This is a genomic window from Pseudomonas sp. LBUM1657 (assembly GCF_059716075.1).
In genome coordinates this window covers 3,232,668-3,255,799 of sequence record NZ_CP166799.1, presented here as the reverse complement: position 1 = coordinate 3,255,799, position 23,132 = coordinate 3,232,668, and the positions used below count along the sequence as shown (strand labels likewise).

The 23,132-nt window shown below is 53.6% G+C and carries 19 protein-coding genes and 2 pseudogenes; 10 read left to right on the top strand and 11 right to left on the bottom strand.

All coding sequences use genetic code 11. The annotated features are described in order from the left end of the window. Window positions 1-273: 273 nt before the first annotated feature. Complete coding sequence (locus ACA055_RS15045) at window positions 274-687, bottom strand: WS/DGAT domain-containing protein (RefSeq protein ID WP_497679356.1); 414 nt, start codon at window positions 685-687, stop codon at window positions 274-276. A gap of 68 nt (window positions 688-755) precedes the next feature. Here ACA055_RS15045 and ACA055_RS15040 point away from each other — a divergent pair. The 3 genes and pseudogenes from ACA055_RS15040 to ACA055_RS15030 all read left to right on the top strand — a co-directional run bounded on the left by ACA055_RS15040 (window position 756) and on the right by ACA055_RS15030 (window position 5,413). After that, window positions 756-2,023 (top strand): annotated as a pseudogene (locus tag ACA055_RS15040) (HAMP domain-containing methyl-accepting chemotaxis protein). Window positions 2,024-2,331: 308 nt separating this feature from the next. Continuing rightward, window positions 2,332-2,460: pseudogene (locus ACA055_RS15035) on the top strand (IS3 family transposase); the annotation flags it as partial. A gap of 1,543 nt (window positions 2,461-4,003) precedes the next feature. Beyond that, window positions 4,004-5,413 (top strand): tyrosine-type recombinase/integrase, encoded by a 1,410-nt coding sequence (locus tag ACA055_RS15030; protein ID WP_497679355.1) that lies wholly within the window; start codon window positions 4,004-4,006, stop codon window positions 5,411-5,413. A gap of 753 nt (window positions 5,414-6,166) precedes the next feature. Here ACA055_RS15030 and ACA055_RS15025 read toward each other — a convergent pair. From ACA055_RS15025 to ACA055_RS15015, 3 genes are read right to left on the bottom strand one after another with little or no spacing between them, the layout of a single operon-like run. Further along, window positions 6,167-7,234 (bottom strand): UvrD-helicase domain-containing protein, encoded by a 1,068-nt coding sequence (locus ACA055_RS15025; protein WP_497684338.1) that lies wholly within the window; start codon window positions 7,232-7,234, stop codon window positions 6,167-6,169. Continuing rightward, complete coding sequence (locus ACA055_RS15020; RefSeq protein WP_497684337.1) at window positions 7,227-8,594, bottom strand: ATP-dependent nuclease; 1,368 nt, start codon at window positions 8,592-8,594, stop codon at window positions 7,227-7,229. Before ACA055_RS15020 ends, ACA055_RS15025 begins: the two co-directional genes overlap by 8 nt. A 29-nt stretch (window positions 8,595-8,623) precedes the next feature. Then, window positions 8,624-8,830, bottom strand: a complete 207-nt coding sequence (locus ACA055_RS15015) for an AAA family ATPase (protein WP_497684336.1) — start codon at window positions 8,828-8,830, stop codon at window positions 8,624-8,626. A gap of 155 nt (window positions 8,831-8,985) precedes the next feature. Here ACA055_RS15015 and ACA055_RS15010 point away from each other — a divergent pair, with 155 nt between their 5' ends. Together ACA055_RS15010 and ACA055_RS15005 are read left to right on the top strand one after the other, a co-directional pair. Further along, the gene (locus ACA055_RS15010) at window positions 8,986-9,819 is read left to right on the top strand and encodes an HNH endonuclease (RefSeq protein ID WP_497684335.1); all 834 of its coding nucleotides are present in this window, start codon (window positions 8,986-8,988) and stop codon (window positions 9,817-9,819) included. 29 nt (window positions 9,820-9,848) lie between these two features. Beyond that, window positions 9,849-10,580: a hypothetical protein gene (locus ACA055_RS15005; protein WP_497684334.1), complete on the top strand. Its 732-nt coding sequence runs from the start codon at window positions 9,849-9,851 to the stop codon at window positions 10,578-10,580. Between the two features lie 121 nt (window positions 10,581-10,701). Here the strand turns inward: ACA055_RS15005 and ACA055_RS15000 are convergent, their stop codons facing one another. The 4 genes from ACA055_RS15000 to ACA055_RS14985 form a co-directional block, all read right to left on the bottom strand. Next, window positions 10,702-12,924, bottom strand: coding sequence for a hypothetical protein (locus ACA055_RS15000; protein ID WP_497684333.1), 2,223 nt, complete (start codon window positions 12,922-12,924; stop codon window positions 10,702-10,704). A gap of 1 nt (window position 12,925) precedes the next feature. Continuing rightward, window positions 12,926-14,086: an ATP-binding protein gene (locus tag ACA055_RS14995; protein ID WP_497684332.1), complete on the bottom strand. Its 1,161-nt coding sequence runs from the start codon at window positions 14,084-14,086 to the stop codon at window positions 12,926-12,928. 315 nt (window positions 14,087-14,401) lie between these two features. Next, window positions 14,402-14,605, bottom strand: coding sequence for a hypothetical protein (locus ACA055_RS14990; RefSeq protein ID WP_497684331.1), 204 nt, complete (start codon window positions 14,603-14,605; stop codon window positions 14,402-14,404). A 3-nt stretch (window positions 14,606-14,608) separates the two neighbouring features. Beyond that, the gene (locus tag ACA055_RS14985) at window positions 14,609-15,679 is read right to left on the bottom strand and encodes a DNA-binding protein (RefSeq protein ID WP_497684330.1); all 1,071 of its coding nucleotides are present in this window, start codon (window positions 15,677-15,679) and stop codon (window positions 14,609-14,611) included. A 196-nt stretch (window positions 15,680-15,875) separates the two neighbouring features. Between ACA055_RS14985 and ACA055_RS14980 the strand changes: the two genes are divergently transcribed. The 3 genes from ACA055_RS14980 to ACA055_RS14970 all read left to right on the top strand — a co-directional run bounded on the left by ACA055_RS14980 (window position 15,876) and on the right by ACA055_RS14970 (window position 17,631). Continuing rightward, a complete protein-coding gene (locus ACA055_RS14980) occupies window positions 15,876-16,859 on the top strand; it encodes a tyrosine-type recombinase/integrase (RefSeq protein WP_497684329.1) in 984 nt (327 codons plus the stop codon). A gap of 203 nt (window positions 16,860-17,062) precedes the next feature. Then, window positions 17,063-17,260, top strand: a complete 198-nt coding sequence (locus ACA055_RS14975; RefSeq protein ID WP_497684328.1) for a hypothetical protein — start codon at window positions 17,063-17,065, stop codon at window positions 17,258-17,260. Between the two features lie 59 nt (window positions 17,261-17,319). Further along, a complete protein-coding gene (locus tag ACA055_RS14970; RefSeq protein WP_497684327.1) occupies window positions 17,320-17,631 on the top strand; it encodes a DUF7693 family protein in 312 nt (103 codons plus the stop codon). Window positions 17,632-17,731: 100 nt separating this feature from the next. Here ACA055_RS14970 and ACA055_RS14965 read toward each other — a convergent pair whose 3' ends face one another. Beyond that, window positions 17,732-18,331, bottom strand: coding sequence for a hypothetical protein (locus ACA055_RS14965; RefSeq protein ID WP_497684326.1), 600 nt, complete (start codon window positions 18,329-18,331; stop codon window positions 17,732-17,734). An 805-nt stretch (window positions 18,332-19,136) separates the two neighbouring features. Between ACA055_RS14965 and ACA055_RS14960 the strand changes: the two genes are divergently transcribed. Both ACA055_RS14960 and ACA055_RS14955 read left to right on the top strand, forming a co-directional pair. Beyond that, window positions 19,137-20,096 (top strand): hypothetical protein, encoded by a 960-nt coding sequence (locus ACA055_RS14960; protein WP_497684325.1) that lies wholly within the window; start codon window positions 19,137-19,139, stop codon window positions 20,094-20,096. Between the two features lie 88 nt (window positions 20,097-20,184). Continuing rightward, on the top strand, window positions 20,185-21,018 hold the full coding sequence (locus ACA055_RS14955) for a hypothetical protein (protein ID WP_497684324.1): 834 nt from the start codon (window positions 20,185-20,187) through the stop codon (window positions 21,016-21,018). 57 nt (window positions 21,019-21,075) lie between these two features. On the opposite strand, the gene ACA055_RS14950 is transcribed toward ACA055_RS14955, so the two are convergent. Next, window positions 21,076-22,218, bottom strand: coding sequence for an RES family NAD+ phosphorylase (locus ACA055_RS14950; RefSeq protein WP_497684323.1), 1,143 nt, complete (start codon window positions 22,216-22,218; stop codon window positions 21,076-21,078). Window positions 22,219-22,366: 148 nt separating this feature from the next. Next, on the bottom strand, window positions 22,367-23,092 hold the full coding sequence (locus ACA055_RS14945; protein WP_497684322.1) for an HNH endonuclease: 726 nt from the start codon (window positions 23,090-23,092) through the stop codon (window positions 22,367-22,369). Window positions 23,093-23,132 lie beyond the last annotated feature (40 nt).

The following is a 23,132-nucleotide window of genomic DNA, read 5'->3' as shown; positions in this document are numbered from 1 at the left end:
GACCTACACTCTCGTCCTGCAAGAAAGCTCCGTTTTTGGCCGTTGACTGTCTGTTCCACGACTCACCTGCTGTGTGGGCCAGGTTGACGTTGCTATTCGCCTGGCGCCCTGGTCGGCAATGGCGCGGATTGACACTATTCTTTCGAGCTGAGGCTAATCCTGATTGCCGGATTCGGCGCGCTCGACGTTGACGACCACGCGCCGTGGAATACACCCGGTCTGTTTCTCTAATGAGCAATGGAACGGGCCTGAACCCGTTTCCGAACTGAGGGTTTACCCAGCCGTATCTGTGACCGCATCAAGACCCGCCGCAGGCGCCAAAGCTTGCGCACCATCCACCGCCCTGGAGGGCAGAGCTCGGACCTGCCTGGTCTTGGCTGCCTTCCGTGTCCGCACCTTATTCACCCCTTTGGTCACCTGGATCGACGCTGTCATCTGGTTGGCCATCGCGCTCATTTCTTCATAGGCGTCCAACAGGCAGCCCGCGAGAAAATCCGGATCGGGAACGATGTTCGGCGAGCTGGTCAGTGAGATGAACATCTTTCCGCAGTAGCTGGTCGGGTTCCAGATCGGTGACATGCCATCGGCCAGCGGGCCCATGCCGCCCCAGTGCACAAGCTTCGCCCCGAGCAGGTAGAGCGGCTGATTAGGGCCGGGGACGTTGGTCACCATGCAGTTGTGCAGCAAGACAGGCCCCTTGCCGCCCCTCCGGTTAGCGTCGCAGGCGGGGTGAACTTCTGCAGATTCGTCAGTTCATGAGCGCCAATTACATTTGTATTGCCTTCGATAACGCCGTTGCGCTGACGCTGCGCACCATGGTCAGTCGCGATCCGCAGTCACTTCAGCAGAACTATGCCAAGCTCGACGCACTCAAGAGCGAAACTCGCAAAGAGTTATCGGCCTACGAAAAAACCATTCGTGTGCCCGAGGATCGGACGATATTCGAGCGTTTCAAGATCGCCGAATCGAGCTACATGTTGCTACAAGGAAAGGTCGTCGAACTGTCACAGCAAGATCGTCTCGAAGAGGCCCGCACGCTTATCAATGGTGAGATGAACCAACATGCCGACGTGCTGAGCAAGGCCCTCAACGATCTGATCGAATTCAATGACCGCGGTGCCAATGACGCGGCATCAAGAAGTGTCGAAGTGTTCAACAATGCGCGCAGGGGCGTGATAGTGGCATTGCTGATTGTGGCGCTTGCATCCCTTGCAGTGGCCCTCGGATTGATCCGCAGCATTGTCTTGCCGTTGCGGCAGTCGGTCATCCTGGCCGAGACCGTGGCCACGGGTAATCTCACCAGCCAAATCGACGTAACTGCGAGATTGAGCAGGCTGCAACGGCGATCAATGAAATGACCGGTGCCGCAGAGGATGTTGCACGCAATGCCGCTTCTACCTCCGATGCCACGCGCGAATCAGATCAGACAGCACAGCTTGGCCGACAGCAGGTCCTGCGCACAGTCGATGCCATCGGCGAACTGGTCACTGGCGTAACGACCACCGCCGGCGAGGTAGAGGATTTGGCAGGACGCGTTCGTGACATCAGCCAGGTACTCGACGTTATTCGTTCTGTTGCCGAGCAAACCAACCTCTTGGCACTCAACGCGGCAATCGAGGCGGCCAGGGCAGGGGAAGCAGGGCTCGCCCACCGTACACAGGGTTCAACCCAAGAGATCGAACAACTCGTCAGTGCCATCGAGCTAGACACCCAACAGGCCGTGAACGCAATGCAGCGCAGTAATACCAAGGCGCGAGATACGCTGGAAATGGCCCAGGCAGCGGGGAATGCCCTCGATCGTATGGCTTGTTCCTTCACTCACATCAATGAACGCAACCTTGTGATTGCCAGTGCTGCCGAACAGCAGGCACAAGTCGCTGGGGAGGTGGATCGTAACCTCACCAACATCCGCGACCTGGCCTCTCAAACATCCGCCGGCGCGATCCAGACCAGTGCTGCCACTCAGGACCTGTCTCGATTGGCAGTGTCACTCAACGGTCTTGTGTCGCGTTTCTCGGTATGACGCGTGGGTGACACCAGCGATGAGTCCAATCAACCCGTAAGGTGAAGTCGACACATGTAAAAAAGCCGCCGATCTCACGATGGGCGGCATATAAAAAGTAGGGGCAGCCTTTTTTAGCCGAGGAGGGTGACCGCCCACACCGCCAAAAAAACCTGCCCCTACGAAAACTGTAAGTCGCTGACAATCGGTCGGCTGGTACCGAACTTGATACATCTACGCTTTCGTTTTGGCTTGATAGAAGAACCAATCCGGACAGTGCCCAATTGTTGGCCATGCCAGTGATGGATACACCACCTTTTACGGGGGGCATCTGGTGGGTGTTGTCGGAAAAGTCGGACGCGCTAGAAATGGCTTACGAGCAACGAGGAAGGCCTCAGGGCCTGATGTTTCACTCGGATCAAGGGTCGCAGTATGCGAGTCGTTTATACAGTCAGCGGTATTAGGCTCTGATGATGCTTATCAAGCGATTGCATTAGGGTCTATCTAAAGAATCAGTTCGACTAGTGTGCCGAATAGTTTCACTTTTACAGAATGCCATCCGCTTGAATTTCAAATTTGCATTACAAAGGGTTGGACGGAGGTCGAACTCAGCACGAAAAGTTTCAAATTGGCAGAGTCGCAAGAAAGAACCTTTGGTAGAAGTTCCTTCCTGACACATCATTTAACATAATATACATTATGCGTACCATCCTATACAGGACTGGGGGGCTCTGGTGGTCAGATTGAAGCCAGGCCCAGGCCTCGATTCACTCTGCCGCAGCTCGTGCCTGCACCTCAGCGATGTAATCCAGGACGAACGGTGTGGCCCCCCCTTAAAGATGGCGCCTTAAGTGGCGCCACCCATTTTTGTTCCGAAAGCCTTGTAGGCCGTGCCTCTGCGAACATTCCTCACTCTCGGTGAACGCCATTTCAGAGCTTTTTAATCTGGCGGAATAGGCCCTAGCACATGGTATGACTATTTTTTATTAGTTCGGTACGCCGTATGCCGCGTAGAAATGCTTCCACGCGTCCTGGTAAGCGCCCATTTCGAGCAGGTTGCCCCAGTGCAATAAAGAGCCCGAATGCACGACCTCTTTTAAAACTGGATGAAACCTTTAAATATGACCCCGTCTTAAGCCCAATGAAAACGATGGTTTGCGATTTTCTGAAACCTAAAAAGCGCTCGCAATATGTGCTTGGCCGCGTAGGTTCGATCGTTCGCATCAGAACGTTCCAGTCTCATCGACCGGTACGCGAAGATCCAGAAAGATCGAAAATCAGGGCAGCAACCCGGAAGCGACGCCTAGGTAGTCGAAACCTCGCCTGTGTCATGAAGGCTAAGCTTGATTGAGGGCGTGCAACACCGGCGTGCGTTGTGTAGATAAACATTGGAGCGAGCGACCGATATGTCAACTCAGAGAGATTCAAGCGCGGAGAATAGCGCTATAAAGGCGAAAGGAGAGTATCTAAAGGTGTATTCCAGACTGAAGCTTCGAAGAAGCTTCATTATAAAATCACTAATAGCTCTGGATTTCAAGAGTATTTCTTATGGGCTGACAATTGGTTGTTCTCGATGCCCCCTCTTTCAATAGAAAGCTTTTAAAAACGATCGAAACCTTTAAAACTGGTCAGACCCACTAATTATGGCGGTTGCTGCCGTGCAGCCCGTATTATTGTTGCAGCTATAACACTTTTAAAAATGGCTGAATCTTTTAGAAGTGGCCCCTTAGGTTATGGTTATAGTGAAGACCAACCCCCTATTTAAAGCGCTATTGGCGCCTCTCAATAGCTGGGTAGTTTGAGCACGGAACCCGCACAGTTTGGGGCTTGTGGACGTGCAATCGGCGTTTCTCAGCCAGGGCTCGGTCAAAAACTGTCAATATATAACTAATTAGTCTCTAGTTGTCTGGTCATCAGTCAAGCCTTGAAAGAGAAAACTTGCAAAGACATGTTTGCCATGTATAACCTACATGCCATCGATCAAATGGTTAGGGGTATGCGATGAGCGATTCATCCAGGCAGACGGACATGCTCGTCTCGAACAAACGGAAGGATACGCCTCCTACTTCCGATAACTCCCAGAATCGGAAATCTGCAATGCAGTATTCCATGAAGAATAAAAAGATGCCGACCCCGTATCCGCTGTTCAACACCTATAAAGAATTCGTCAATCACACTAGCGATGAACCCGACCCGAGCCTGCCGCTGGTGATGAACTATCTTGCGAACTTTGATGCGCATCTGAAACCCGTGGACGGTTTCGAAGCTGTCCGTGGGTTTCTGCGTTCATACTCCAACGTCGAGGCGACATTCGTTTCATATCGCACCCATGCCGAGCGCCTGCTGCTTTGGACATTGTTGATCAGAAAGAAGCCCCTGATGGAGTTGCGTCGCGCTGACGCCGAAGCCTTCTTGGAATTCTGCATGGTTCCACCCATAGGTTGGCTTGGCCCCGTGACGCGCAGCAGGTTTCTGATCGTGGCATCCGATAAAGATTCAGAGCTGTGCCCAAATCCACGCTGGCACCCATTCTCGCTGAAGACAGCAAATCGTATAAGCAATGCAGAAGATCTTGACGGCCCAGTTGCTGGCGTTCCGTACCAGCCATCGCGAGGGAGCATTTCCCAAGTTTTCTCGGTTTGCAGCAGCTTATACGAACACGCCCTTGATGAGGGCCTGACGTCGACGAATCCCTTCAGGGCGATCAAACAGAAATCGCGCTTCAAAGCTTCGCGCTCAATGGAGCAAACCGGACGTGCCCTCACACCTCTTCAATGGGACTTCGTACTGAGCACCGCTGAAAAAATGGCAGCAATGGCTCCTGAACAACATGAACGCACTTTGTTCATAGCCGCAACGTTGTTTTCGATGTACCTTCGCGTTTCAGATGTCTGTGGTCGGGTGAATTGGAAGCCCACAATGGGATCCTTTAAGACAGATCATGAAGGCAACTGGTGGTTCCACCTCATTGGTAAGGGTGACAAAGCCGCAAAGGTAGCTGTAAGGCCGCAATACATTGATCGTTACCTAAAGCGCTACCGACGCTTCATTGGGCTGTCTGAACTGCCATTACCTAATGAACAGACCCCACTGATTGCGACCTTGAATGGTCGTCCAGGCTTATCCACTCGAATGGTTCATTCGATCATCCAGAAGCTATTTGACCACGCTGTTGATGAAATGGTGAACGAAGATCGCCAACCTGGCGAGATCGAGGCTCTGCGGGTGGCCTCCACACACTGGCTAAGGCATACGGCCGCGACACTCGATGCTCCTTGGCGAGACCCCAAGGACTTGCAGATGGATCTACGTCACAACAATTTGTCCACAACTCAGGACATCTACTACAGCAGTTATGAAGATAAACGCTCGTACTCGCTTAAAAAACTGGGCTTGAAAAATCGCGACTGATTTTCAGAGACTCGATGGCGAGCACTCTGCATCGAACAACTCTTGCTCTGGAGTATTTTGGAGGCAAAAACCTATGAGTGCCTACCAAAGTTTCTTTGCGTGGCGTTGTTAGGAAATGACAAGCCTGCCCTACTCTTTACGGCGTTATTTCTAGTGAGCCTTTTTAGCTCAACTAAATGACTATTTAGTTGAGCTAGCTATACTATTTTGCCCGTGGGCTGAATCTCTGCATCAGCCACATGATTTCATTTTGACTGCTATCTCGCATTGGCATTGCTGCTCCTCAGCGACAGCTGGATACGTGGTTTAGGCAACACTCCGCTTATTAAGCTTACGTGCAGTAAATCGTCAGATGAATTGTTGTGCAATATTGCAAGCTTCCAGAAGTTTCTGACCCCCTCATACAAAAATTCTGAAAGCTCATCCTGTGGCCCTGGGTCTCCGAGCCCGGCTGTCGTGAATCATGCCGCCCGCAAGGCGTCCGTCTCGACGCTGCGGATTTCCATCCTAACGCCTGGGCGGTTCCTGCGTGGTGGTCATAGCTTGGGGCTCTCAATGAAATCGGTGCTAGATACGAGCCCCCTGCTCGAGACTTCAGGCTCTGAAATTTCTTGCGAAATTAACGCTACGCACAGCGTTGAATCCGCTTAGCAGTAGCCTTTGCGAATTCATCGATACCCATGGGGTCACTGGAAAATGACCTTTCGCTCTGCCATGAGATCATTACCCTCTTGAGCGCCCTGCTCCTTTCAATTACGGCACCCACACCGGCAGTTTCGAGTTGCCAGGCTTATCGATGATAATGGCCAGGCTTTGCTTGGCGCGCGTAGCTGCAACATAAAAGGCGGCCGCTGGCGTGGACTCGAGATACGTCTGCTTCTGAATGAACGCTTTGATCGGCGCGGTTGGCATGATCAGCACACGTTCGAACGTGGCGCCTTTCGATACCTTGAAATTCATGAAGTCCAAAGCGAACTCCTTACCAGAAGCTATGGTGCTGCGAAGGCACTGAGGTCGGTATTGCTCAACGTATTGATGAACATGCTTGGAATGCACTAAGTACACGCCATCATGTTCAGACACCTCGTGGTTCTCTGACGTGGTTCCTGGGAAGCCCCATGATGCATCAAAAATGGTGTCAGAGAACGTCGCGATTTCAGTTCGGCAGCGGTAAGTCGTGGTCGCATAGTCAATGCTAAGCAGCCCTGCCTTTTCGCGCACAAGAAACCACTCAAGCGCACCTGCGTACCCATACTGCTTGTTTTTCTGACCTCGCGGGTTGGTCGAGAGCACCGCCTGGCGCACGTCACCAACCATGCGGACGTCGATCCTCGACTCAAGTAGTTCGTGGACGATTTCCCAATCGTAGCCACTGAGGTCTTGTACCTCGTCGACAAGAATTTCGTCGTAGAGACATTCAAGTCTGCGAATCAACGCTGGGGTGGCCGCCATAAGCTCCCGCGCTAGGCGGCCGAGCTCGCATGCGTAGATCTGGTTGCTACCATCCATAAATCTCTGCTTGCCGTTAGCGTACATGCTTGGGCGACCTTCGAAGTTGAAGCCCCCTACCCGCTCACCCGGGAATTTGAATGGCAGGAACGGCTTCGCAAAGTGTCGAAGCAGGAATGTGTACCAGCCAAGAACTTCGATGTTGTGGCGATCGCCAGCTTGGGAGCCGAGGCGATGGATCAGTTCCTGCTGATTGGTCTGGGTGAACGTGACAACGAGCACGCGCCGTTCGGTAGGTATGGCATTGCAGTGATCGACCAGCCCTTGAGTTTTTCTACCACCAGCGACAGCTAAGGTCAGAAGGTTAGGCATTGTGGATGAACTCCGCCGCGGCCTTCATGTAGGGCGGTGGGCTCAGTACCTCATCCGACTCAGCTAGTCGAATTGCTCCTTCCGTTTTCTCTCGTGCCATCCAGGTCAATAACGTCGCTGCCGCAGTGATGCCAAGCATCGTGCGCAAGTGAGGCTCGCCATTCGCCGTAATGAGTTGTGGTTCGAGCGTGGTGCCATCGGCGACTAAGCCAATAAACAGCTTTCTTCGGTTCGCGTCCAGCCACTTTTCAACCGGTTCACGTAGCTCATCTGGATCAACGCCGTCATTGTCGCGCATCACAGCTACGGGCTTGTTGATCGCTGCGCAAAGCTCCAAACAGCGCGCCAAAGCCAGTCCACGCATGCTTATGACATCTATACCGTGGGCCATCGGGCGTGCGCTGAAGCAATCCTCATAGACGCGTTCAAAGATTATTTCATCAGATGGGCCTTCGACCAAAACGACCTTTTTCGCCAGCACTAGGCGGAGGGTGTCGTAGCCAGGCAGTCTTTGGAAATAGCTCACTGTATCTGGATGAAGTTCTGTAATTTTGGACGCGCTGTTGCGGTGAAGAAGTAACAATGCGTCGAGGCCGAGGCGGTTCAAAACGTATGTGCTATGAGTCGAAATGAATAGCTGCTGCTCTTCCGTGGCCAGATCTTCGATACGATTCAGTAGTGTCGTCAGGCTCGTGTGAGATAGATGGTTTTCGGGCTCCTCGATCATCACGATATTCGCCCGAGAGGAATGACGCTTCATTGCGAGAGAGATCTTGATCGCAGCCTGTTGACCCTGGCCTGCCATCGCGAACGGTAGGCCGTCGACGTGTGGAGTGACCACGCTTTCCCAAGATGTGCGGGATGTCTGATCCATGGCCAACGCCATGGGCTCTTCCTGGAGCGCTGCGCCCAGTCCCGAAAGTCGCTTGTTCACCGGTGCCAGCGCGCCATCTGTCATGGACGCTTTGATATTGCGGTAGTCCAACGAAATCTCTGCTTTCTCGGATGACTCCAAGTGATCGCTTAGGATTTGGCGAAGATGGTAGTCGACGCCGGCGGCGGATTTGACCGTGCGAGAATCGATGGTAGCCACGGAGAGCGCCCGCGGTCGCCGTGTGAGTTCGCTATCGGCGAAGGAGCGCCATTCGTAGGTGTAATACTCGATCGGAAGTAGCGCAGATGGGTCTTTCAGCCATTCATCCAGTTCGTCCTTGTACTCCTCGTTGGGGAATACGGAGAGAAAGACACCAGGACAAGCGTTCGTTGGAACGTCGGCATTTACTGCGCCCAGCAACCCCTGCAGTTCATCTGTGTTTTGCAGATAGAGTTCGATGAGAATTTGCGGGAGTGCAGGCTTCATTCCAGCTCTTCTGAGGGTCAGAAACTCAGTCACCATATCGGTGTTAAACCAATGGGATTCAGCTCCTCCAGGATTCCTCTGCCACCGATCCGCCCGTTGAGCGCCAGCGAGATGGCCTCCATTAAGGTGGATTTCCCGGCGTCATTGTCTCCGATCAAGATGTTCACGCCCGGGTTAGGCTTCAGCAGGAAATCTTTGTAGATGCGGTACCCACGGATGCGGATTTTGGTGATCACGTTCGACGTTCCTTGGCCAGTTGCTACTATATGGCGCTTTAATGGCAGGGTTGCCTGATGCTATAAGCGAAGCGGTACGTTGTCGACTCCGTCATTTTCTGCTGTCCCCCCTTCCTTCGCAGCTCCGCCAGACAACCGAATGCACAGGATTTCGCATGACCATCCCTTACTACCCAAACCGTAAAGCATTTATCGAATCCTTGGGAGCCACGTGTAAAAACTGGACTTGGAGTTGGTCGTTTGTGAATCACCTAGAGCGCAAAGTCATATTCGGTGCTTGGGACATTCATGTGGACGGCGACCGCACACTCATACTTTGCGAGGGGTGGGAGATAAAGAAGGGGCGGCGCAACAATGGCTACGCGCAGAGCGCTGAGCATCTCAGGTTAGTCGCCGAGCAGGGATACGAGCTTTACACATTCAAGATTACGCACTCGGACGAACTCCAGGACGAGGACGGCGTAGGCCCTGCAAAGATCAAAGGTTTTGAACGATTTATCACTCGCAAATGGCTGCTTCAGCAAGAAGGTAGATGGTACGCGTGTGAAGAAGTACCTATCCCAGTAATCCCCGAAGAAGTCAGTCATCCTGAGCTCTACCTAGAGGGGGCACTGCGAGAGGTGAAGGTCAACGCATACGAGCGCAATGCTCAGGCCCGGGAAGCGTGCATTCGGCATCACAACGCCGTGTGTGCAGCTTGTAAATTCGACTTCGGCTCGGTCTACGGCGAGATCGCCAAAGGGCTTATCCATGTTCATCACATCGTACCCCTGAGCACGATCGGCGCGGAATACAAGCTCGATCCAATAACCGATTTGATACCGCTGTGCCCGAACTGCCATGCAGTCGTACATCGTGGCGCCGAAGTCTTGAGTATAGATAAGCTCAAAGAATGCTTAGCGGCGGCAAATGGGGGAATGCCTGAGCTTTTAGCACCCGATGATACGCCGCCTAGCCCTCCCCCCTGCACAGTGATTTTAGGGATGTAACTCCGCCACTGTTTCCGCCCGAGGTAATAATGTCGTTGTCCGTTTTAAGGTTCGCCTGGTCTAAAATTCGCGACCATCAGGTAAGTAAGTACGCCCTACTCCTGATAGCTCCTGTCGTTGTAAAACCGTTGGATCTCACCCCTACCAGAAGGCCGATCCATTTGCGGCTGAAGGGGCTCTGGGGATTGCCATTTGTTGTTGCTGGGGTGTGGGCGGCGATAGCCGGCTTCAGCCTGGAGTGGGCTTATGGAAGTTCTGTGGGGCCTGGAGTGTCGATTGTCGAGGCGTTGAAAATCGTCGGTCGCCTCAAGAATATGGCCTGGGTGTTGGTGACCGCTTCGACTGCAATCCTGCTATATAGCATCAGCGTTCTACGTTGGGGATTCCACTGCGCTGCGATCCAGTTGCTGAGGAGATGGTTTCCCACTATCAGCATGCCGCACTGCCTTTTCTTTGTCGTCAATACATCGGGATGGGGGCTGTGGCTTGCCATATACACATATGGGCTATTTCAAGCGATCAAATGGTGGGTCAGTGCAGGAAAACCTACCTATGCGCCGGACACCAGTAACTTGACCGAACCGTTGTTACACATAGCGATTGTTTGCGCCTTGGGCGGGTTGCTGCACCTCACGACTCGTAACAATACCGAAGGGATGCGAGCGCTTTACGGAGGACATCGAGGACTGAGCTTTTTAGTCGAGCTCATAGGTATCCTCATGATGTTTATCCTCGGCAGTATGTCATTAATGCTCGGCTAATCTCGCAACTGGTAATCACCCACACTCAGTAGAAAAGTAAACAGGGCTCAGCTATGGGCTGAGCCGAGTAGAGTTGCCAGTAACTGGGCACCTCGCTTACAACGGGCTCAGCGGATATTGATCACAGCGGCGACTCGTAATCAGGATCCAGCAGATAACGGATCTCGGGAACGTGCGGCGACAAGATATCGATCAAGTTGCCCCGCAGCCGGTTGTCGACATCCTTATGCAGCCGGATCTTGCCGATAGCCAACGCCATGACGAACTCCATACCGGCCTCACCGCGCTCATGCCCATACCCAGCCGCGATGCGGTGAATAATGTCAGACATCGACAGGCTGTGGGTTTCGTGAGCTCTGTAATCGAGCTCCGCCGGCACTGCTGCGCGCAAGAATGCGGCTTGGATGACGCCATCGTCGAAGCGCGAGAACACGTCCGGCGATAGGAGTACCTGTTGAAGCTCTCCGGACTCAAGCCGTTTGGCGTTCTGTACCTTCCCGCTGTACCGAGCGTTCTGCAGAATCCACAAGATGGTGAGGTAGATGTCCGTCGACGTCGCGCCCCTCACATCCATCGTACCGTCGACGAACGCAAAACCTCGGCTGAGTGTCATCGGCTCTCCGGTATGACTGCTCGGCCAGAACGGGTTAAGGCCAAGTCCCGCAGTGGAGGCGCGGTCGAACACTTCCATGCGCTGCGTGATCACCGGCGAGAAAGTGTCCGCAAATGAATGCAAGGAGATGAGCAGCCGCTGCTCTTCGGCCCAGTGACTCGTGCAGGCGAGCTCCGCTGCTGGGATCTCCATATACGTCTTGAAGACATACCGACTGTGATCCTTGGCCGGTTGCGTCAGGTTGCTCTGTAGATCCTTCATTAGCTGATAGCTGCGCCCGAAGAGTGCCCCTGTGATGTAAAGCCTGGTGCCCGATTGCTGAGCGGTACGCAGGCGGCGGCTTACGCTTTGCAGGCGAGACCCGCGTTCGGCGGCAGCGGCAATGACGATGACAGACCCGTCAAAACTCACGTTGGCATCAAAGTGATCGAAAGACACCTTGTTATCGACCTTGACGCCACAAGACTCCAGGTAAGCGATCGCACGGTCGGCTAGGGCAGCGCTGGCAGCATCGTTATCGTGAATGATCCAGCGGGTCGACGCGACGGCCTCCTCAAGCAGTACCCTGTCGAACCACACACCAAAATCGCGGGCAGCGACCAGGTTGTCTTTATCGACATGTACCGTCCTAGCTCTAAGCCCTGGCCGGTCAAGAGTAAAACAGCTGAACAGGTTGGCCCCCATGAAGGAATAGAATAGAGGTTGTAGCAGAGGCGGCGCATGATCAGTGCCGATGTTCAGCAGCTTGGTTTCGCTGTGTTCAGCAACGAATCGCTCACCATGGATCCGAATCAGACGAATCCCGCCCGCTTCACCCTCACCCAACATTTCGAAATCTTCGGGTTGCTTCAGCGTGTGCAAGACCGAGCACGAGTCCGATGAGCGCTCAAATGAAAGAATGGTGGCCACGCGAGTCGGCAGAGCGCTATTTACCTTCAGCCATTGCTGTGCGAGCCCGCACTGTGTCGACGCAGAGATGAGGCACAGGGCAGAAACAGCCTTGGGCAAAGGCCCGTCCTTGATGAGGCCCTCATGCGAATGGAACGACCGGATGTTCGCAAAGCCCGGTTGCTCAAACCGCATGAGGTACAACTGCATGGAAAGCGCCAAGGGCAACAATGCGATCGTGTCCAAATACAAGGTGTCGGGCGCCCCCATCCCATCTTCCATCGCTGTCTGTATTAGGGGGAGACATGCAAACGCCAGATAATGGGCGTGCAAGGTCTCAGACAGCAGGTCTTCTGCCCGGATGAAGTAGTTTGAAGCCCGAGACGACGGCTTTGAGTAGAAGAAGCCTGCAGGCGCCTTCTTCAGAACGTTGGAACGTTCCACAAGGTGGGTCAGGCCCGTTTTTGCGATCGCCAGCGAGTTGCGCTTGATGAGCTCTTCGAAACCCTCTTCTGGCCCAGAAATGTTGACGTATTCGGTGATGACCCCATTAACGTCATAGAAAACGCAAGCATAGGTGCGGGGCGAGCCGGGGCCTTGCCGGCCGAGCTCCGCCATCAGGGGCGATGTGGGCGTCGCCTGGTGTGCGCGAAATTCATCCAATGCGTAAGCTGGCATCAGAAACATCACAAGGTCGGGCATGATGTAGCCGGACAACTGATGCTGCAGGGCGTGAGCCGCTTGGGTGTCAGTTAGGAGATCGACGCCAGTGAAAAAGACCACCGCATGAACCGGCTTTCCGGCCTGACGCAACTCGACTTCAAAATCCATGAGATCGAACATGTCAGTTCACCGGAATGCAGATGGTAAAGACAGTGCCTTCCACAGCAGCCAGCACCCGGCCACCGTATCGGATCGACGGGTCGAACTCCATAATCTCATCACTTCCATGAAAAGCCTGATGCAGCGAAAGTCGTCCCGTCCGAACACGCACGAAGGCTTTGAGCTTGTTGAGTGCCTGAACAGCGTTATGCAGCCCCATCCCGGAGGTTGGTGATTGCGGTTTGGAGGTAACGTGCTTTCTGAAGCAATCAAGGGTGGCCTCAAGCTCGGCCTCCAGAGTCAGCGCCTCCAGGCTTTCTACTGGCCGCCCCTCTTTAGCAGTCAACCACCGACGTGCCATTCCTGGGCCGCTGTCGATGACCGAGATCTCCAGGAAGTCCAATGTCTGAGCTTGCAGGAAACGCTTCAGGATGAACCGAGCGAGCTCAGGCTCATTGTCTGAGTACTCAAGCGCATCCTTACGGCTCATCCGATTGAGTTTGATGGAGGTGCCGCGCAGCGCTTTCTTGTACTTGTTCCCGTCCACATCCGTGACAGCATGCTGATCGGCGTTGGAGATCAGTTCCCAGAGCACGCTGCCCAGTGCTGGGAGCCCTAACCTGAGTAGTGCCCCCTGGTCACTGCGAGCATTCATTAGCTTCGATGACGTCTCTACGAGCGTCGAGAACCAAGATCTCGGCTGGACTTTCGGCTCGGCGTGATCGAAGTAAAACGGTTTGATGAACTCACGTTTTGCGTTGTTCACGCAGAACAGGTTGATGGCCGTTGGGCGGGCGCCTCGGAGGTTGGAGGTGTTGCGCAGATCTCCCGCAAACATTGCATCGACAAGGGGTCTGATTGCCAGGAGCGCTTCCCGCCGATCGATCAGTTGATGATCCTGGGCGTGGACTTCACTGCACATGATCAACGCGAAGAATCCAGCAGCGTTTTGAGCCAATTGTGTGATTTGGGCGATGGCGTCATCACCGGCAGGTGAGTACAGGTGAAGGACGGTTTTTTCGTAAGCACGTGACCAAGTCACGATGAACTGAGCCAATGCCGCATCCACGCCCAATCCACCGCCGTGGCTCATGCTGATGGGAAGCCGGAGATTGGGATCCGTACCAAGCGACTGGTAGAGATCCTCGATCTCATAAAGGTTGAGCTTTCGGCTGATTTGCATTCACGTCCCCCACGTTCCATCGTTGACCTGGCGATGCCGACATTTCAGAGTCGCCATCGTCGTGACCTACCTAAGGCCCCATCCTCTGTATCAGACCGGTCAGCACAGGCGGAGCACGCGGCAGACTCTACGCGATGCAACAAATTTAGGCGACGTCCTGGATAGGCAAGGCAAAATCCACCCAAAGAATCTAGCGCCAGCGTGTCGTACGCATGATCTCTACTAAGGTGATAACTACTTAAGGAGCTAGCTCCAGCGCTTTAGGTTGTCACGCGCCCAAAACTCCTTTCAAACGGATGGGAGAGTCATGCTCTCTCAGGCTCTTACGGCCTTTCTATCTGACAATGAAACGGACAGCCATGGAGATCCGGTGCCAGGAGCATTCCCCTTCATAATCGGATTCAGGGAGCCAAATGGCTCAACCCTTTCCATGAGCATTTGGGATAGACGCTGATGAGCGAATTTCCAACCTGAGGTGCCTTCATCATGGCTACGTGGATTTCCTGTGATCTGATCCATGCTTCATCTCCTCGGTCGTTTCGAAGGCTTGGCGTGCCCGGCGATTTGCATATCCTCTACTCCTGAGGAGGCATTGCTACCCTCCTCCAGGCCTGGCTCTTCAATCCTAGCCTGCTGCAGTTGCTCATTCTCTTTCTGTGCAGTCGCCAGCAGCACCGCGGTTTCTTGCTCACGCAAATCTGCTACAGCGGCGGACTGGTGGAGTGCCTTGACCTCCTCGCGCAGAGCTGAGATCTGCTCCATAAGGTGCTCAGCCACCCCAGCGGACTTGGCGTCACCGTGGCGTAGTGCCTGAATTTGGGTGTTGAGAGACTGAACCAACGCTTCTTGCGTGTGCAGGGCTTTGGTTTGCTGCCTGGCTTCACCGAGCAGGCGTTCATTGTCGCGATTCAGTCGCGTCAAATCGTCCTGTTTCACCGCGATGGTCTCCCGCAGCTTGCGCTGTTCAACTTGCATCTCATGCAGTTGAGACTCGTGCTTGCGTTGATCCTGATCTCGCTGTTCCTTCGCTGCCTCTCGATAGTGCTCGAGCGCTCCACGGGCCTGGACGTGCTTTTCCTCCAGCGATTGGATGTGCTTGTCCTTTTCAGCAACCAGCGACTCAAGGTCGGTGCAGCGCTGACTGAGGCCCGCGTTACGGGTCAGCTCAGCCTGAAGTGAGGACTGGGTGGTCGCAAGTTCAGCGTTCTGCGTCTCTATCGCGGCCTGTTGGGTGGCCGAATTACGTTGGGCGGTAGCCAACTCCGATCTGAGCTCGATGATCTGGTTTTCGAGCGCGGCCCGCTGCAGGTCAAAAGCTGCGGTCGCCTGGGAGATTACTTCCTGGCCCTCCTCCATAAGCTGATCCAGCAGCGTTTGCACCATACCGTTGAGCGTCTCGCCCATACGTACATGTGCTACTACGGGCTCTCGACTGGAGGGCTCAAGCTCTTTCAGGTACCGAGAAATCGTTGTCTTGGAGCCCGTATTTCCAAGCTCTACGCGCACTGCATCAATGCTGGGGTTGGCTCCCCTGGCCAGCAGTGCCTGACGTGCTTCTTGCACAACAGCTTTATTGATTCCGCCTCGAGCCATGGGGTCTCCTACGATTTCGTACTGTGTTACATGTCATGTATATACATAACATTTTATAGAGATTTTACGCCGTTTGATCTTGATTTACTAGAAGCCCATAATAGTGCTTTATGGCTTCTTGACTCTATGTCGTGCCAGGAAAAGCTCCGAAAGGCGTATGCAGGCGCAAGCGTTCCGTTTTTGAAGGCGAAATACGATGGAAAAGGCAGATCGATATCTCAGCGCCGGCACTCGGGAAAACACCCGTAAAAGCTACCGGGCGGCGATCGAGCACTTCGAGGTGACTTGGGGTGGGTACCTGCCCACGACCGGCGCAGGCGTCGTTCGCTACCTAGCGGAGTACGCCGACAAGCTCTCCATCAATACGCTGAAGCAGCGTCTGGCAGCCCTTGCGCAGTGGCACATTACTCAGGGTTTCCCTGATCCGACCAAGACGCCTGACGTTCGCCAGATGATAAAAGGCATCAGGGTCGTGCATCCTGCAAAGGTTAAGCAGGCCGCCCCATTGCTGCTGAAGCATCTGGAACAATCGGTCACATGGCTTGAAAGGGAAGCTGCAGTCGCCCTTGAGCGCGGAGATTACAAATCGCTGGTGCGTCACCGTCGCTCAGTGGCGATCATCTTGATTGGATTCTGGCGTGGCTTTCGAGGCGACGAGTTGGCCAGGCTTACGGTGGAGGACACCCAAGCCATAAGCGGCGAAGGCATTACCTTTTTCCTGCCCTATACCAAGGGTGACCGCCAGCATGAAGGAACTACGTTCCAGACGCCGGCGCTCGCCATGCTCTGCCCCGTAGAGGCCTACATAAACTGGATAACAGTTGCCGGGATCGCGAAAGGCCCGGTGTTCCAGCGGATTGATCGCTGGGGCAATCTGTCAGGCAACGCCATGCAGCCGCATAGCCTTATCCCCGTGCTGCGCCGCATTTTCAAAGAGGCAGGATTGCCAGCGGAACTGTATAGCAGCCACTCGATGCGGCGAGGCTTTGCGACCTGGGCCTCTGCAAACGGTTGGGACATCAAAGGTTTGATGGGTTATGTGGGCTGGAAGGACATGAAGTCCGCATTGCGCTATGTGGATGCTAGCGTGTCGTTCGGCGGAATTGCTTTGCGCGCGGCCCAGCAAGCGCCCGCCATTGAGAGTAAAAGGATTTCCGGTGATCACCCACGCACTGATTGACTCCTAGGCATGCGAAGCCTACAGGTGTTCTGCTCTGCCCCGGTCGGCGCCGCACGTCACTAGCCGCCAGTGTTACCTTGCGTGCTATGTCGATGCTGGGGGGGGGGCGTTTGCAGGGCTGGCGATTCGAACCCCGACGGCGCAAATCCATGCGCCCTAAGCTACACAACGAGAAGGCAAGTTAGAGAGGAAGGAGTAACGCCATGGCATGGTTTACTGATGATCGTTCGGAGCGGGAGAAAAACAGAGAAAAAGCCTTCATCAAAGCTGTTAACAACCTCAAGACCCTCGTCGTCACCGCGGATGGAGGCATGTCCATTGACCCAATTGAGATCCAGGACAAAGTCATAGCGGCGCGCTTAGGGCTTCGGCACTTCGTCACACTGAAAGGGGACAAATAATTTCTATGCAAGGTGAAGTACGCTGTTGTGTTTGAGATCCGCAGGCCGAGAGTAACGCCATGTCAGATAAAAAAATGCTCACCGCTCGGGAGGTCTACGTAGTGCTTCGCGATGCCCCCACGATTTCACGCTCAATGCGCAGAATTACAAACGCCACTTGGGATGAGATCTATTGCTGGCTGATGACCGTTAACGTCGACGACTGGGTGATAACGCTCTACAACGACTGCGGAGAGTTAGACTACTGTGATAGCTGTTACAGCCCCGAAGGTCGAAGGTACGAGTTCAGCTCAAGAGGTGCATCCGATCCTATCGACCTTCTGACCCCTGCCGAGCATCGCCAGCTCGAGGAACTCCTTCGCCGTATCTGATCCCACCGTAACGTATCACTCGACAGTACACGTGGCGAAAACGCTCTGAGGAAAACAGGGCTCACAAAAAGCCCAGCTGATTGCACAGAATGGTCTACAGCTACACTCGGATCTCAGCTGGATTAATGCCTGCCATTGGCCTGCAACTCATGCTCGTTGTCTCCAGGGTATCCAGTGGTTCACGCCCCATCGCTTCCATTAGTGCATTAGCAAGCCAAACCGCGTCGTGCATGCTGAATGAATAACCAATGAAGTCGAACACAAGCTCTACCCCTCCGCCTTCAATTGTATAGACCCCCACCGTCTCAGTTTTGTCGCTCTCATCCACCGCAAGCTCAACAACATAGACTTGATCTTCTGACTCATGGCCGTCGAATCGGCCATCAGCACTGTAGCTCCATTCGCCCGACACCCTTTTTCGAAATGTCCTCTCAAGCTTGCTGTCGCGTGCGGTAGGCGTTGGTACAAATCCGGCCAAATTCCCAATGGTAACGAGCACCGCATCGTAGAGGCAGCGGGCGATTTCTTGAGCGACGGTGCTAGCAAACCTAAACGGCATGATGTCTAAATTTAGACTGACATAGTGATCCCCCCCTCTGGATACCTTGCACGAATACAGCTCGTCATGTTCCCGCCCACGCCAGCAAATAAATTCGCGCTCCGCAAAAAACGTTGCTGGTTGTACTTCAGTTTTGCTCACAAATTTCACCAATGCGTTGTTCTTAAAAATAACAACGGACGCGGTGCAGGAAAACTTTAGCGACAGGGTGAAATATTTGTGGCCGCTAGAATTTTAGGCCTCTGAACCAGGCGGCGAGAAAGTGGCTTAGGTTCGTGCAGGCTGGTACGGCGTATCGCGAAATCACTTTGATACGCTAGCTGAAAGCGGCAGCCAGTTTTGTCGCTCACTGGCACTGACATTGTTCGTGCAGCCTGCTTCGTTGACGTCACGCACCTACCGCTATTGAAAAAATTTAAGACCGCCCTCAAGTTTTTTTATAACGATCCGTTTTTCATCTGTATGCCCTCAGCGAGAAAGCAATTTTGAACCGATCGACAACTGACTTTGCCAAGTCCCTGAGTTGCGCCATAGCGTTTTCTCAAACGACTCAAGGCAATCGGCAGCGCAGAGCGTGGGAGCGACTCATCAATTACATCGGATCGTCAGAGTCCCTTCCGGAGTTTGACAAAGCTTCGGCCCGGGCGGAGGGATATGCCCAGGCCTTGGTAGACAGCGAACAGATCTACACCAAATCCACTGAGCGCGACCTACTGATAATTGCGACCATTGATGCATGGCGCCGACACCACATTCACACAAATACTCCGATCAGCGTGTAGCACTACCCTCCCCTACTCAACGGTGATGAGCCGGTATCTCATCAGTTTCATGTTGATATACGCCAGTCTTTCACCCCTAAACCAGCAGCACCCACTCAGCTCTTCCCTATGGTGGCGGGTTCGGTATGTGAGGCTGAAGCGGCCATTTTGGTAAGGAGAAAGGGATGTCAATGCAAGATAACGCTGTAGCTTCCATTCGACTTGGGGTGGAGGACTTCAAAGCTGCGGAACACGATGAAGCCCGAGCCCTCTCCTCCATTCGAAATCTGACCTCGGGACTCCTATTGCTCTTCAAGGTCAAGTTGCAGGCCATGAGCGCACCAGGTTCAGATGAGGCACTTCTTAAAGAGAAAGTGACACCGATCTTAGGAACTGACAGCCAGGTGGTTTGGGTCGGCAGCGGTAAAAAAACTGTCGATGTCCACACCATAGTTTTGCGGCTCAAGGGGCTGGGGGTCGACGGAGTAGAGTGGAAGCTGCTCGAAGCACTCACCAGCACGCGAAATGATATAGAACACTATTACAGCACCCGTCCGACATCGGTGCTGCTGGAAACCGTAGCGAACTGCTTTCACCTAATACAGCAGTTCGTTCCCATCCATTTAGGGATCAGTCCAGTGAGCCTGCTTGGCACAGACACCTGGACATTTCTGACTGAGCAGGAAGCTTTTTACGAGCGAGAGCAAAAGGCATGCCTTGAGTCACTCAGCTACGTCTCTTGGCCATCGGACATTCTTGCAAGCGCGACAGAACATCTGAGCTGCCCAGAATGCAGGGCCAAGCTCATGAAAGCCTCAGGTGACGTCGAAACAGTTTCGCTCACTACTTTTCACTGCACTCGATGCGAAGCTACGTCGCAGTTTGATGATGTGGTCGACTCCATGCTGACAGGGAAATACTTCGCAGACCTATTCATTGCAGCCACACAAGGCGGAGAAGGCCCGTTAGATACCTGCGAACAGTGTGACCATGACTCATACGTTATCGAGGAACAGTGCTGCGCCATTTGCGGTGACGGCCCGAAAGCGGCTGAATGTATAGAGTGCGGAGCGACACTTGATGAGGAAGGGTTCGATTCCGATGCGCTGTGCAATCATTGTCGGTACGTGCTCGAAATGGTTTAGAGATATGGTCTGCAAGCAGGCCCAGTCACGAGCCCAAGAGCCCACCTGACTGTTGAGGCAGCGTACCTAATGAACGTTGGAGGACATGATGTCTGAGCAACTGCATTTCACTCGTCAAACTCTATTGGCTGCATCGGATTTGATTGAAAAAGAAGGAACAAACGCAGGCTTTGACCTGATGGTGCAGCGTCTTGAGCTGGATCAGTGGGTACCTTCAGGAAGTGAGCTGTCGGTTCCCAAGAAAAGAGTGGTATTCAACAAGACTCTCCTGGCTAGAGCTGAACTTGTTTTCTGGGCCAGGGAAGGTCAGATGACGCATGGCGAGGCGCTAGTTCGAGAAGCCGTTGGGCTCATGAGTTCACCTCCCAAATATGAGGAGCAAAAGCAACTTGAGCGCTGCTTGGCACGAGATGGGTTTGATGTCTCATGGGATGCCGGTGATTGCGGACAAGGCACTCCACCTTGGCTGAGACGAAGCTTGCCACAAAATGTGGACTTGCCTGCTGGCGATGATGTAGTTCACCAGCACCTGAAGCAACTCGGCTTCGTCAGATCTTGTGGTCATCTTGATCAGGCTATCGACGCACATACAAGGGGGGACTGGGCCGCTGCCAACGCGCAAATCAGGACATTCCTTGAGAGCCTGATTCTGGAAATAGCAACGCAGATTGCGTCCGCTGATCTGCCACCGAACCCCAGCTTGAACAATGGTTTTCAAGCCTTGGCTAAGTGCGGGTTTTTATCCGAGGGTCGTTCCGAATGGAACCAGGATGGGAAAGGTATGCTCAACGGGTTGCTGAAAATGCTGCACTCGGATGGTTCGCATAAAGGCCTCTCGGATGAAGATCATTCCACCTTGCGACTTCATATAGCGCTGGTGACCGCCAAGGCAATATTAAATCGACTGGCCAACGGCAAGTGAGGCGGCCAAGGCCCCACTCTAGCAATTACTCGCTGCACCTTTGCCCTCGCCGGGCGCTCAAAGTGCATGATCGTCCTGCGCATAGTGGACGCCCGTTATGGTATGCATCATCAAGCTACCAGGAACGAAAGTTATCTGAGGGCCCTCTGACTTTTTAGCCCCAAGAATCATGTATCCACCATTGGTAGGTTGAACGACAGAGGTCTCCCGTGAAGCCACATGCGAGAACAGCACGATGTTCTGGCCCCCCGGGTTTTGAACTGACTTGAAAATGACTCCGTCAAAACGAGGATAATGCTGTGTCGCAAGGTATTCAGCGATGACCTGAGTGATCAGATAGCTTTTTCCGGATCCCGGTAGCACTGGAACGGTGATTTGCTCGTGCAGGTCGCGAAGAAAGTCTCGTCGCCCGGCTTTGAGGATGTAATTGGGCTCAAAAAAGCTTGGATGTGCGCCCAGATTGGCCTCAGCAAACCTCCCAAAGTCCAATACCCTAACAGCTCCGCTAAGACGGAACTCCCCGCTTATAACGCGGCTACCAACTGGTGGCCGGATTTCGGCAACACAGGTGTTGCGTTCAAAAGCTCCATAGAATGCAGGCACTCCTGCTGGGTTCATGCGTCCATCTTTAGCTTTTTCTTTCGGAGGAGCTCCAAGATTGCGGTCAGGATTAGCCGTAATGGAGTCAATTTCTTCAGACGAATCACATGGGCGCGCTCGGAAAATTGGTGGTGCCGTATCCGCTGCTAGCAACCTTACGACGGCATTTGCCTGTGATGAATTGGAATAGCTGTCTAGTCCGTCGAACAGCCAACTCAGGAATTCTCGGGCACTGTCGTTAAAGAAGCGATTGCCATGCAGCATGCCTTCCTGAAACTCGACCCACTGCAATCCAATACCATCGGGGAGAAATGGCTTGCGGACATAGTTGGTGTCTCGGCTATAAGAATATCCCTCCAGGTCATCGCAGACCGCTTGAACAATGGGCTCTGCATTGTCGCAATGTAGAACCTCACTTACCCAGTACTCCGGATCATCTCCCTCTTGCGAGTTACCTGGGTTGAAGCGCCGGTAGTATTCGCCCTCGCATATGTAGACGTTCAAGACCGTTTTTACCATGTCGGAGATACTTGAAAGGGGAAAGCATTTTCGCTTCACCCCACACAGAGTGCACAGCATGGACAAACCTTTACGCTTCATCTGGCGCACCAGGTACGACTCTTTGACGCACTTGTAACAGACGACTGTTGCCATAGTGGAGCTATATTCCTCTACCAGTCCCGAAATGATCCAACCTTTGAGCAATCATGTACGAAGGTAACCGTCTCTAGCGCAGATAATCACAGCGCTACTGCGTGCTGGGCTTGTTCATTACTCTTTTGTGCAGTTCTTTTAGTTCTTCGCACTCATTGCGAGTGGATTCATTGAGTAGCTCAAGAAGCTCGTTGCTCCCCATCCAATACCCCGCATGGTCGACCCCCTTCTGGAGCTGAACAAGCTGCTGGTGAGTGAGCTTTGCAGACCAGGCGCGGAAGCTCATCTCGACCTTCTCTCGGGCCTCGTGGCATCCAGGGCACAACGCCCGAAGCGAACTGATTGGGTATTCCCAAGGCCGAAATCCATTGCTTATACGGGCGTAATAGCAATGGTGCGCCTCAAGTCTGCCGGCAGCTCCGCAATCCTGGCATTTGTGCTCAGCCACTTGCTTCACGAGGTCAGCTTTACGCTTCCAACGGGGATCGCGAAGGAGCTGCGAGTAGGTGGATCTTGCCGGGGTCGGAGTGAAGTCGTAATCCTCAATCGGGTAAATGCCCAGATTCCAGCTATGCCCCATTTCGTAGTAGAAGCCAAAGCTTTCGAAGATGTCGTCGAATTCGGTGAGATCGCATCCGTAATTCAGCATGTAATGGATACTGCTGCTGTCGAACACCAAAACGTACACGGCGTCGTTCAGCCAGCTTTCTCCACGCTTCTGCCACTCTGCCGGCGATAGGAAAAACGCATCGCCCAACAGCTCCTCGCGTACCAGCCAATCCTCGAATGCCAACAATAGGCGGCGCAGATTCTCTTCCATGCAGGGCTTCCATATTTTCTTTTAGTCACCTTCCTCTCGC